The 12,403-nt window shown below is 66.3% G+C and carries 7 protein-coding genes and 1 pseudogene; 5 read left to right on the top strand and 3 right to left on the bottom strand.

Features of this window, described 5'->3' with window-relative positions; all coding sequences use genetic code 11:
- The 5 genes from V7082_RS19530 to V7082_RS19550 all read left to right on the top strand — a co-directional run.
- Nucleotides 1-3,005, top strand: a 3,005-nt coding sequence (locus V7082_RS19530; RefSeq protein ID WP_334151179.1) for a UvrD-helicase domain-containing protein, incomplete at its 5' end; no start/stop codon positions are given.
- A 64-nt stretch (nt 3,006-3,069) separates the two neighbouring features.
- Nucleotides 3,070-4,185, top strand: a complete 1,116-nt coding sequence (locus V7082_RS19535; protein WP_334151181.1) for a DUF6361 family protein — start codon at nt 3,070-3,072, stop codon at nt 4,183-4,185.
- 25 nt (nt 4,186-4,210) lie between these two features.
- Nucleotides 4,211-6,031: a phospholipase D family protein gene (locus V7082_RS19540; protein WP_020818586.1), complete on the top strand. Its 1,821-nt coding sequence runs from the start codon at nt 4,211-4,213 to the stop codon at nt 6,029-6,031.
- Nucleotides 6,032-6,095: 64 nt separating this feature from the next.
- Nucleotides 6,096-9,167: a helicase-related protein gene (locus V7082_RS19545; protein ID WP_200862234.1), complete on the top strand. Its 3,072-nt coding sequence runs from the start codon at nt 6,096-6,098 to the stop codon at nt 9,165-9,167.
- Nucleotides 9,168-9,433: 266 nt separating this feature from the next.
- A complete protein-coding gene (locus tag V7082_RS19550; RefSeq protein WP_020818588.1) occupies nt 9,434-9,664 on the top strand; it encodes a helix-turn-helix transcriptional regulator in 231 nt (76 codons plus the stop codon).
- 228 nt (nt 9,665-9,892) lie between these two features.
- Here V7082_RS19550 and V7082_RS19555 read toward each other — a convergent pair whose 3' ends face one another.
- The 3 genes and pseudogenes from V7082_RS19555 to V7082_RS19565 all read right to left on the bottom strand — a co-directional run.
- On the bottom strand, nt 9,893-10,828 hold the full coding sequence (locus tag V7082_RS19555; RefSeq protein WP_020818590.1) for a plasmid partitioning protein RepB C-terminal domain-containing protein: 936 nt from the start codon (nt 10,826-10,828) through the stop codon (nt 9,893-9,895).
- A complete protein-coding gene (locus V7082_RS19560; RefSeq protein ID WP_020818591.1) occupies nt 10,821-11,723 on the bottom strand; it encodes a plasmid partitioning protein RepB C-terminal domain-containing protein in 903 nt (300 codons plus the stop codon). The genes V7082_RS19555 and V7082_RS19560 overlap by 8 nt, the downstream gene beginning before the upstream one ends.
- A pseudogene (locus V7082_RS19565) lies at nt 11,723-12,403 on the bottom strand (recombinase family protein); the annotation flags it as partial. The gene V7082_RS19560 and the pseudogene V7082_RS19565, both read right to left, overlap by 1 nt.

A 12,403-nucleotide genomic window follows, 5' to 3' on the forward strand; every position in this document is an offset into this window, starting at 1 on the left:
CGGCGGAGGCCGACATCGATCCCGGCGCCGGCGTCATGGATCGCAACCAGGCCGATCTCACCTTCCTCGAAATGGTCGATGATTGGCTGCGCGAGCGCCTGTCCGGCGGTCAGGGCGGCATCCTCGCCGAGATGGTGCTGCACAGCCCCGGCGAAACCGTGGCGCTGGTCCACAAGATCGCCGAGCATCTGCGCCGCCGTCGCACGCTCGCCGCGCCGCCCATCTCCCCGCTCGACGGCCACCTGGCGGTGTTCCGGCAGGCGACGGCGGATTTCGCGGGCTTCATGGACGCGGCAGCGGCGACCGAACCTGAAACCGTGACGATCGTCGAACGGCTCATCGAGATGGCGACCGCCTTGGCCAGCGGACCTGATCTGGCGACGCCCGCTGGGCTCGTCGGGCTCCTCACCTCGCGGCCCCACCCGGACCTTTGCACCAAGGCCGGCGCCTTCGCCTCCTACCGCAAAAAGGGCAAATGGGCGGCCGCGGCGAAGCAAGCCGGTCTCTCTAAGGCCGATGGCGAGCGGCTGAACGACGCCGCCGACGCCCACTACACGGCCTGCTGCGACGCATGGGCCCTGCTTCTCCAAGCCGCGGCGAGCCGGACCCTCGCGGCCCTGATCGAGGAAGCGCGTCCGATCCTGGACCGCTACCGCGCCCACAAGCGCGCCAGCGCTCAACTCGATTTCGACGATCTGATTTTCGCCGCGCGCGATCTGCTTCGCGACCATGACGACGTTCGCCGCGCGCTCGGGCAGCGTTTCGCCCACGTCCTCGTCGATGAGTTCCAGGATACCGACCCGCAGCAGACCGAGATTTTCTGGCGTCTGTGCGGCGAGCCGGTCGACGGCGATGACGACTGGACCCAGTTCCACATCCGGCCGGGGGCGCTCTTCCTGGTCGGCGACCCCAAGCAGGCGATCTATCGCTTCCGCGGCGCCGACGTCGGCGCCTATGTGCAGGCCCGCGACGCCTTTCGCGCCCAGGACCCCGACAGCCTCCTGTCGATCTCCACCAATTTCCGCTCCTGCGCCTCGATCCTCACCTTCGTCAATGAGCGCTTCGAGGCCGTGCTCTCGGCCGATGGACAGCCGGGCTTCACCGCTCTGGACCCGTTCCACGACGACCGAGGCGATCTGTGCGTAGCCGCCATCGACATCGCCGTCGCGGACGAGAATGGTAAGGCGAGCGCCGAGCAGCAGCGCGACGCCGAGGCTGACGCCATCGCCGAGCTGTGCGCGCGGCTGATCGACAGCCAGCCCGTCATCGACCGGCGCAACGGGACCGAACGCCCCTGCCAGCCGGGCGACATCGCCCTGCTGGCGCCGACCGGTGCGGAGCTGTGGCGCTATGAAGAGGCCCTGGAGCGCCGGGGCATTCCCGTGGCGACCCAGGCCGGCAAGGGCCTGTTCCGCCGTCAGGAGATCCAGGACCTGATCGCGCTGACCCGCATCCTCGCCGATCGCCGCGACACCCTGGCGCTCGGCGCTCTGCTGCGCGGACCTCTGGTCGGCCTCACCGAGGAAGAATTGCTGGACGTCGTCTGGGGGCTTCCGCGCGCCGAGGACGAACCCGCTCGAATCCCGCGCCTCGACCTCGGCGTCGACCCGGCGGTCATCGCCCATCCGCTCGTGCGCGAGGTTATCGAGCGGCTGCAATCGATTTTCCGGCGCGGCAACAGCACGACCCCGCACGCTCTGCTCTCGCAGGCCGTGGACGTCATGCGGGTTCGCCCGATCCTCCTTGATCGCCATCGTGGTCAGGCCGAGCGCGCGCTGGCCAATGTCGATCTCTATCTCAGCCTGTCGACCGGCTACGCCGTGCGTGGCCTGCGCGCCTTCGCCGAGGCGATGACAGCGGCCTGGTCCGACGAAGCGCGGGCGGTCGAAGGCCGGCCGGACGCCCAGGAAGAAGCCGTCGCGCTCTTCACCATGCACGCGGCCAAGGGGCTGGAATGGCCGATCGTCATTCCGGTCAACACCATGACCGGCGTCATGGCGCCCGACAGCGCCGTGATCGACCGCCAGACCGAGACCTTCTATTGCCCGGTCCTGGGCGTTGTGCCCGAGGGCTACGAAACCGCGCGCCAGGCGGAAAAGGAGGAGCTGGACCGCGAACGCATCCGGCTCTGGTATGTCGCGGCCACCCGCGCCCGCGAACTCCTTGTCTTGACCCGGCTCGACGCCACGCCGTCGAAATCGGCCTGGATCGGTCTCATCGATCTGTCGCTCGCCGACCTGCCCCGCCTGGACGTCTCTCACTTGCCTGCCGGCCTCGCGGCCTCAGGTGCGGGCGCGGGCAACACCCAGACGCGTGCGAGCTTCGCCGCCGAAGCCGAAGCCATCGCGACCGCGCAGACGCGGTTGACCTGGCTCACGCCCAGTCGCGACGAAAACGCCGCCGGGACCGTGCTGCGGGAAGAGGAAGCCGCGCTCTGGACAGGATCGGCCGACGACCAGCCCCCCGAGCTTGAGGCAGCCGTCCTCGTGCAGGGCGGCCGTGAGCGCGGGCTGATCCTCCACAAGCTCATGGAAGAGGTGCTGACCGGCGGAACCCAGGAGGAGGAAGCCGCCCTGGCCGAACGGGCTGGCCACCTCATCCGCGCCCTCGGCCAGTCTCCCGTCGCCGACCCGGCGACGGGGCTGTCGGCGCAGGAACTGGCGGCCTGTGTGGCCCGGACCCTCGCTCTGCCTGACATCGCGGCCCTGCGGCCGGGTCTTCTGGCCGAATTTCCCGTCTATTCCGCACAGGCGGCCGACGGCGTGGAAACCGCAACGGCCGGGATCGCCGATGCCCTGACCCTGACGGCCGAGGGCAGCCCTGCCGTCGTCGTGGACTGGAAAAGCGATGTGACGCCGGCAACGGGAACGCTTGATCACTATCGCGCGCAGGTGCGGGCCTATCTCGACATGACCGGCGCCGAGCGCGGACTGATCGTGCTGATGACCTCCGGCTCCGTCATTCCCGTCCTGCCGACGAAGCCGACCGAGAGCGAGGCAGCCTGAGCCCATGTCGTCTCTTGCCTGGATCGATTTCGATGAAGCTGAGCGGCAGCGTGCGCAACGCATCATGGCGCTCTTTCAGGAGCGCGAAACCCGTGACGAACTGGGGCTTGGGGCGATCCGCGATTCCATCGCCGATCACCTCTTTCCAGGCACGAGCACGATCCAGACGCGCCTGCGATACATGCTGTTCATTCCCTGGCTCTATCGGACGCTGGAAAAGCGCGAAGTCCCCGAGGCGCAGCTCCGCGCCGAGGCGCGCGACACCGAGATCCGGCTTGCCGACGCCTTGAAAGCCGGCGGCGAGTCCAATGGCGTCATTGGCCGCGATGCGGGCCCACGGCTCCAGCGGCTGCCCAGCTCGGTCTATTGGGCGGGGCTGGGCGCGTGGGGCATTCGGGCTTTTCCCGGCTCGCTCGACAGCCTGTTCGTCGCCCTGCGCGGCCGTGGCCGCTCGCGCGGCGCATCCGGAAGCGAGGACGCCCTGGCCAGCGCCCCGGCGCCCGCCGTCTGGAATCCGGCCCTGCCGCGGATGCCAGACGACCTGCTCGATCAGGCCAACTTCCGCCTGACCGCCGACGAGGCGCAGTTCCTCATCGACCGCCTGGTCGCCAGTCAGCCAACCGCTCTGCTCACCATGCTGGCGCGCGAAGGCATCGACGCGGACTGCGACCATATCTGGATGCATCCCCATCTGTCGGCCTTTCCAGCCGCCGCCCGCCGTCTCGTCCAGCACGGCGAAATCTTCTCCCATGTCATGCACGGCGCGGCGCTGCTCTATAACCTCGCACTCAGCGAGCTGCGCCAACGCGACGACTGGATCGAGGCGTATCGCGAGCGGCTTGCCGCCTGGCGCGACGACCTCGACCCCGGCGCCGTCCGCGCCTGGTCGCTCGATGAGTTCTGGTCCGTCGTGGAGCATCCGGCGCACACCGTCCGCCCCGCAGCCAAACGCTTCGTGACCGAGTGGTGCGAGCTGGTTCTTGGGGCCGACCAGGTGATCTCGGCGCCAGCGGCCCGCCAGCTTGTCGAGCAACGCGAACGCCGCCTCAAGACCAGTCAGTCCCGCTTTGGCAATCACGCCGTGCGCGACCGCTGGACCGGCGCATCGGGCGCCGATCGCCTCAGCTTCCGCTGGGCGCAGGCCAAGTCTCACCTGCGGGATCTTGCCAATGCTGAATAGACGCAGCCTCGATCCCGAGCAGCGCATGCTCTACGGCGCCAATCTTCAGCCGCCCGCCGGCTATGTCTTCGACGCGGCGGTCGCCACGACCTACTCCCTCGACTTCGAGACCGCGCTCGCCGTGCCGGTCAGCCTGGCCCTCTTCGCCGCCGAAAATCGCGACGATATCCTCTCCCATCCCGTGGCCCTGCTGGAAGGCGCGGAGCGGATCGCCGGTCGGCTCGTCGTCTTCACCGACGCCGGCCACATCCAGGCCAGCGCGCGTCCGCATTCCCGCCTGTGCTCCTTGCTGGAACGCATCGTGGTCGAGGTCGCCGCGCCGCAGGGCGGCGCCTTCCATCCCAAGATGTGGGCGCTTCGCTTCACGCCGGTGAGGCCCGAAGATCCGGCGCGGCTGCGCCTGATCATCCTGTCGCGCAACCTGACGCGCGACCGCTCCTGGGATATCGCCGCTTCCTTCGACGGCGTGATCACGAAGCAGCCAAAGGCCGCCAACCGTGGGCTCGCCAATTTCCTTCGCCGGCTCCCCGATCTGGCGACCGCGGGCGCGCCGGACGGAACCAGCACCCTTGTCGGTGAAATCGCTGAAGACCTGCGACGCGCCGAATGGAGCCTGCCAGAGCCGTTCCAGAGCGTCACCTTCGCGGTCAATGGCCTCGGCGGCAAGCCATGGCGTCCCGACCCCTGCGCGCGGCTCGGCGTCGTCTCGCCTTTTTGCGACGACCAGACCTTGGAGATGCTCGCCAGCCTGGCCAGCGCCGACAAGCCCGTCTTCATCGGACGCTCCGACGAACTCGTGCAGGTGTCGGGCGCGACACTCGACCGTTTCGCTCGCGTCGCCGTGCTCGACGAAATGGCGGCCGCCGAAGACGGCGAAGAGGCCGATGCGACGACCTTGCAGGGCCTTCACGCCAAAGCCTTCATCGCCGAGCGCGGCTGGGACACCGCGATCACGGTCGGATCTGGCAACGCCACACGGCCGGCGCTGGTGACTGGCCGCAATGTCGAGCTCTTCGCGACCCTGACCGGCAAGCGATCGCGGGTCGGCAGCGTCGAGGAAATCCTTGGCGACAAAGGGTTCGGCCGGTTGACGCGACCATTCGTTCGCGACGAACTGAACCCTGGCGACGCCGCGCAACGCGCCGCCGAGGCGCGATTGGATCAGGCCCGGCGCGAGATTTGCCGCAGCGGCCTCAGGCTGCGTTGCGAACGCGCCGAGCCCGCAGATGACGGCGCGCCGCTCTGGCGGGTCTGGCTGGTCCCGTCCGAGCCGCTCTCCCTTGCGGGGATCGGTAGCTTGCGTGTCTGGCCGATCACGCGGGGCGAGGGTCACGCGCGCGATGGGCTGGAGCGGCTTCGGCAGGGACAGCCCGCGGACTTGGGCGCGATGCCGCTGGTCGACCTCACCCGTTTCCTGGCCTGCCAGCTGACGGACGAGCAGAAGGACGTCTCCATCCTGTTCAGCACCGGGCTCATCATGGAAGGGCTGCCTGCCGAGCGCCACGCCGCCATCCTGCGCTGGGTGATCGACAGCAAGGACGCCTTCTTTCGCTATCTGCGGCTGCTGCTTTCCGAATTGGGCGATCCGTTCGCCGCGGCGCTGGCGGCTCAAGACGGTTCGGGCCAGGGCGCATGGCGCGCGGCAAGCGACGATGCGCCGATCCTGGAGGAGATGGTCAGCGCCTTCTGCCGCGGCGGCGACCAGCTGCGCGCCATCGAAAGGCTGATCGCGCGCCTGGAAACCGGAGACGGCGCCGATACCGATCCGATCCCGCCCGAATTCCGCGCCCTGTGGAACGCATTCCGGGGCGCGCTCGCAGCCGAGGACGCCGCGCATGGGCAATGAACGGTTCCGCGCCGAAACGGCGCTCGCCCCTCTCAAGGTCTTCCAGCGGCGGACCGTCGACTATGTGTTCGACCGGCTCTACGGCCAGGACGATCCCGTCCGTCAATTCCTGGTCGCCGACGAGGTCGGTCTGGGCAAGACGATGGTGGCGCGCGGGGTCATCGCCCGGATGATCGAGCACCTGTGGGACAGCACCAAACGCATCGACATCCTCTATATCTGCTCGAACCAGGCGATCGCCGCCCAGAACCTCAACCGGCTGAATGTGCTCGGCCGGCGCGAACTGGCCCTACCGACCCGCATGACCCTCATTCCCTTGCAGCTGCGCGACCAGACGGGCCTCGACGCCAACAAGGTGAACTTCATCAGCCTGACGCCGGGCACGACGTTCGATTTGCGCTCCGCGACGGGCGTGACGCAGGAACGCGCCCTGTTGTGCCATCTCCTGCGCGATCTCGTTTCGCGCCCACGCGGCCTCCACAACCTTTTGCAAGTGACAGCCGGCGCCGATGGCTGGAACCGCGCCGTGGACAGCCTCACCCTTGAAGGCGTCGACAAACGCATCATCGCGCGCTTCCGCCGCGACGTGCAGGCGGACCGCGACCTCTTCGAGGAGCTCGAACGGGTCTGCGACCTCTTCCCGCGCCGACGGGACGCCTATCCCCCGGAGATGACCCATCCGCGCAACGCTCTGGTCGCCCGACTCCGCGCCAAACTGTCCCACGCCTGCGTCGACGCCCTCCAGCCCGACCTAATCATCATGGACGAGTTCCAGCGGTTCCGGGACCTTCTGCATGGCGATAGCGATGCGGCGATCCTCGCACGCGAACTGTTCGACTATTCCGGGGCCGAAGGACACGCTGCCCGCACCCTGCTGCTGTCCGCCACGCCGTACCGGATGCTCACGCTCGCCGGCGATGAGCCGGACGAAGGCGACCACTATCGGGACTTCCTCGAAACCTTGAGCTTCCTCTACGGCCGGGAGAAAGGCCCGGACGTGGCCGCCACCCTGGCGCACGAAATGCGCGCCTTCCGCGGCCTCCTGCACGCCCTCCCGCAATCGCACGCTTCAGCCGTCGAGGCCCGCAAGACGATCGAACAACGCCTGCGACGCGTGATCGCGCGCACCGAACGGATTGCATCCACGATCGAACGCGATTCCATGATGAGCGAACCCGCCATCACGGTCTCGGTCGCCCCCGCCGACCTCGCCCAGGCGTCGGCCCTGTCGCAGGTGGCGCGCACGCTCGACGCCCCGGAGATCATTGAATATTGGAAATCAGCGCCCTACCTGCTCAACTTCATGCGCCATTACAGCTTGAAGCAGCTTCTGGCGGCCCAGGCGCAGGCGCCTTCGGCGACCCTGTGCGACGCCATCCGGACGGCGCGTCCAACCATGCTCGATCGGGAGTCCATCGACGCCTACGCACCGCTGGAGCCAGCCAACGGCCGTATGCGGGCGATCATGGATGACATGTTCGGCCAGCATCTCGAGCAAAATCTCTGGATCCCCGCCGCCATGCCCTATTATGGCGCGACGCCGCCTGGCCCCCCGCTTACCAAGGCGCTGATCTTCTCCTCCTGGTCCATGGTGCCCGACGCTGTGGCGGCCCTCCTGTCCTACGAAGCCGAACGGCGTATGGGGGTTGGGGAATCCGGTCGCCGCTATTTCGACCAGCATCGCCTGCGCCCCTTGCAGTTCCGTCAGGATCAGGGGCGCCTCGCGGGCCTTCGCGCCCTGCTGCTGATCTATCCATCGCCGGCGTTGGCGGAACTGGCCGATCCGCTTGCGGTGTTCGCCGAGCAGGGCGCTGTGTCGCAAGACGCGATGCGCGATGCGATCAGGGATCGGCTCAAGCCCGCAATGGACGTCATCCAGCAAACCGCAGGACCAGAGGCAGATACCGCTGGTGCGGAATGGGCCGCGCCCGCCGTGATCGACGACGCGCTAGGAAAGCGCTCTCGCGCCTGGCTGGAGACGCCCCACGGCATGCGCGCGCTGGCGAGCGAGGACGCCTTCCAGGATCATGTCGCCGAACTCGCGGGCGCCGTAAAGACGCGCACGATCAGCGCCTCTTCCGCCGATCTGCCGGACCTGCTGGTCGATGTGGCGCTCGGCAGCCCGGCGGTCTGTGCGCTTCGCGCGCTCAAGCGGATCGCGCCAGAACTGGCGTGGGATGATCCGCGCTTGCTCAGCGCGGCCGCCGATGTCGCTTGGTCCTTCCGGACACTGTTCAACCAGCATGACGCCGTTGCGCTGCTCAGGCGCAACGCCGACGATCGGTACTGGCATCGTGTGCTGACCTATTGTGCGGATCACAATCTTCAGGCCGTCCTGGACGAATACGCCCACTATCTCGTCGACGCCGAGGGTCTGGGGGCGCGTCCCGCCGCAGAGCGCGCGATCGGCGTCGCCCGGGCCATGGCCTCGGCCTTGGCTGTCCGCCCATCGCAGATCGACGTCGATGACGTGCATGTCGATGACGGCGCCCTCACGATAGGCAAATTCCAGATGCGCGGGCGCTTTGCGATGCGGCTCGCCGACTACAAGGACGAGGACGGCGCCGTCGCGCGGCTTGGAGGAGTGCGCGACGCCTTCAATTCGCCGTTTCGGCCGTTCGTTCTCGCCACGACGTCCGTCGGTCAGGAGGGGCTGGATTTTCATCCCTATTGCTATCGCGTCTACCACTGGAACCTGCCGGGCAACCCGGTGGACCTTGAACAGCGCGAAGGCCGGGTTCATCGCTTCAAGGGCCACGCCGTGCGCCTCAACCTGGCGGAACGCCAGGCCGCTGTCGTCAGGGCGTGCGGGCAGGTTCCCGATGACCCGTGGCGGCTGATGTTCGAACAGGCGCGATCCGAGGCCACGGTCGATACCGACCTCATCCCCTACTGGATCTACGAGGGCTCCGTGCGGGTCGAACGGCGCGTGCCGCTGTTGCCGTTCAGCCGCGAAGTCACACGGCTCGCCTGGCTCAAACGCAGCCTCACAGTTTATCGCTTGGCCTTCGGTCAACCGCGGCAGGACGATCTGCTCGACTACCTGCAAACCCTGGCCGGTGACGGCATGGACTCCAACCTGCTTGTAGACCTGCAAATTCGGCTCGAGCCAGAGTCGTTCGACAGGTCAGCGTGATGACCTCACTGCATCTGGCATCAAAAGCCTTTGCAAACGGGAAGACCACTACGCATCCCCGCCTATTTGTATCCTCGACTATCCGCGTTCCCTACGCCTGACGATTGATACTTCCCTGACCACTTCCGCGCGCTCATGTTTGGTCATGCAGGAGCGTGCGCCATCAAAGCTCGGCCAGCGTGCCGGTGCCTCTGAATGACCGACACATCCCGAAATGCGCATCGCGCTCGACCATCAACGGCAGGTCTTCTGCCGAAGGAGGGATTATGCCAGAGACCACATTTCTCACGCCGGAAGAGGTAGCCGAACGCTATCGCGGCAGCGTTTCCGTTGGCACCCTTCGGAACTGGCGTGCGATGAAGATCGGGCCATCGTTCGTAAAAATCGGCAAAGCGGTCCTCTACCGGGTCGATGAGCTTGAGGCGTGGGACGACAGGAATCGTGTGCAGTGCCGCGCCCCAAAGCGAGTTGAACAAAGCGCCATGGATAGTGCTTGATCGCTCAGCACAAATGGCGGACGCGCCGGTCGGCGCTTCCGACGCGCCCGCCCACCTTCAGTTCATGCGAGGCAAACCACCCCTCATGCGGCTGGACCATATGACGGCCAACCTAGTGGGCCTCATGCGGGTTCGCCGCCATTCCCGCCACCATGATTGATCCGCCCCACGGTGCGGCTTCTCCCATGGTCCCCGCGCTTATCGGGTCCGGGTCCCCATATACCTGCCTCAGGCGCTCGGCGTTTCCGCGATCGGGCCGAGCGTGTCGATCTCGGCGATCTTCTGAAACTCGCTGAGATAGTCCTGCTGATGAGTCGCTAACCAACGAACCACCCGATTGTTCGCCAACAGCTTGGCGATGTATCCGCGCGCGACGGTCAGATGCAGATTGTCGATACCGTAAGTCTCCTCAACCGACTTCACCTGGGTCTGGAGCGCCGCCAATTCGCGCTCCATCCGGGCGATCTGCTGGCCTGAAGGCGTCGGCTTGCCGCCGCCCTTTCCCTTGCGGGCAGTGGCAAGCTGGTTTTCAGAGGTCGCCGCGCGCAACGCACGCGCAAACATGACGGTGAAATTGTTCTGACCGATCATTAGGTCGGCGGCTTCGATCTGCCTGACCGACGTCATCTGGCGCAGAATGTCGAACACCTTCATCGAACAGGGCGTGTCCTTCAGCATCTCGGCCGCCTCGGGGCTGATCCCTTCCAGCAACCGAAAACGCCGCAGCACCGACTCGACCTGAAGATTCAAGGCGGCGGCGATGTCAGCCGACGACACACCCCGGTCCATTGCACGCGCGATCATCCGGTGTTCCTGGATCGGCGGTATGCGGTTGACGCGCTTGTTGTAAGTATAGGTGTCGTCATCGGTAGCGAGCAGGCATTCGACCTCGACGACGCCGAGTTCCTTCAACGCCTCCAGCCGAAGATGGCCATCGAGGAGAAACCAGGTTCCGGGATTTTTTGTGTCGGCCATCACGACGGGCGCTTCAATCAAGCCGATCGCCCTGATGGAGCTCAGAACCTGCGCATAGGAGCGGCTCGCCCTGGCGCCGTCCGGCAGCGTCTTGAGCGGCACGATTCCCGCCACGGGGATCGTCAGGAAGTCTCGGTCAAAAGCGAGATGAATATGGCCGTCCTCCCGGTCTTTCGGTTCATCAGCCATGATCGTCCCCCGATACGCGAGCCTTGAGTGCCCGCGGCATGGTCGCCAGCCCTTCGGCGCGCAGCAGATTGATGAAGCCGTCATTGGCGAGCAGGTCCTTCAGCGCCTCGACCACGAACAACAAACGAACCTGGGTGAAATCCGATTTCTTGACGAGCAGGCGCTGGCGTTCCGCCTCGCGCTGGTAGACCTGCATGAGATCGGCCGCCGTCATCCGCCGGCTACTGGCTTTGCGCCCCAAGCGCCCGGTCGGCAATCCGCCCTTGCGCTGGCTCTGCAACCGCATTTCGAGCAGGCGACGAACAGCGGCCAGCCGCTTGCCCCTGAGCTTGCCGGTCTCGTAGGCGTCGAGGAGCAGATTCTGCGCCTCCTCCGTCTCGGCCTTGGAGATTTCCATCGCCAGGGTGATCGGAATGAGCCCCGTTTCGACCGCGGAAACCAACCGCTCCTCGCCGCGCTCGAGGAGCGAGCCGATCATGTTGACCCAGGACGCCCCGACGCCGATCTTTTCTCCGATGGTGACATCACTATAGCCGCGCGAGCGAAGGGCGCCGATCTCGCGCATCAGATCGATGGGACGCGGGGTGCGCCGCGCGATATTTTCAACCAGGCTCATCACGAGGCATTCGCTCTCGCTGGCCTCGATAACCACCGCCGGGATCTCGGTCTGCCCCAGCATCTGGAAGGCCTCCAGCCGGCCTTCCCCGCAAACCAGATCATATCGGGGACCGCCGGCCCCGACGCGGCGGCTTACCGTGATCGGGCGCTTGAGACCAATGGCCTCAATATTGTTCACGATCTCCCGATGCTGACGCTTGTTGCGGGCGCGGGGATTGAGCACAGTGATCCGCGAGATGGGGATCATTTCGATCTGGTTGGGACGGACGGCTGGCATCAGATCGCCTCCGCGAGAGGAACGGGCTTTGCGATTTCATAAAGAAGATCGAGATCGTCGAAGCGGTAGGCGTCGAGCCCCAAGGCATTGTCCTCCGCCAAGCGCAGCTTCTCGGAGAACATGTCGATCCGCGGGAACAGATAGTAATCGAGCGGCGCCCGATTGGCGCTGTCCATGCGCACCACGATGGTGATGTCGGGGGCAAGCGAGGTGTCGAAGCGCAACTGCCAGCGCAGAAGTCCGGTCGGCGCCTCGACGCATCGCGCCACCACCACGCCGAGGCTGAACTCGTTGTTGACGATCACCCGGTCGGTCTGGAGGTCCTGCCAGGCATCGCTGCCCGTGGCTTTCAAGCCGTCGAGCACCTGGCGCAGGATTTCGGGATGGAGCTTTCGCAGATCGCGATTGACCTGAACGTAGCGATAGTCGCGATCCGGCGTAAAGCCGATGAGGCGATAGGCGCGCAGCAGACTGCCAAAGCGAGAGCTATAGGCGCTGCTCGATGGGAGGCCGTCGCATTCGTCGATCACGATGCCCGACAGCAGGCCCTTTTGCTGGTAGAGCTTGTGCAGGGATCGCAGCATCTCCTCGTCGCTCAAACGAAACGAGCGCGCGTTGATGATGGTTCCCAACGTGTCGGTGTGGGAGTTCAACGAGACCCGCAAGCGGTTGGTCGCCCA

This window comes from Hyphomicrobium sp. (assembly GCF_036833075.1).
In the GTDB taxonomy this organism is placed as follows: Bacteria; Pseudomonadota; Alphaproteobacteria; order Rhizobiales; family Hyphomicrobiaceae; genus Hyphomicrobium_C.

What these genes read in the sequence shown, in the direction of transcription:
- V7082_RS19535 (WP_334151181.1), top strand. Translation starts at nt 3,070, where the DNA reads ATGGCGCTCTTTCAGGAGCGCGAAACCCGTGACGAACTGGGGCTTGGG.
- V7082_RS19540 (WP_020818586.1), top strand. Translation starts at nt 4,211, where the DNA reads ATGCTCTACGGCGCCAATCTTCAGCCGCCCGCCGGCTATGTCTTCGAC.
- V7082_RS19550 (WP_020818588.1), top strand. Translation starts at nt 9,434, where the DNA reads ATGCCAGAGACCACATTTCTCACGCCGGAAGAGGTAGCCGAACGCTAT.
- V7082_RS19555 (WP_020818590.1), bottom strand. Translation starts at nt 10,828, where the DNA reads ATGGCTGATGAACCGAAAGACCGGGAGGACGGCCATATTCATCTCGCT.
- V7082_RS19560 (WP_020818591.1), bottom strand. Translation starts at nt 11,723, where the DNA reads ATGCCAGCCGTCCGTCCCAACCAGATCGAAATGATCCCCATCTCGCGG.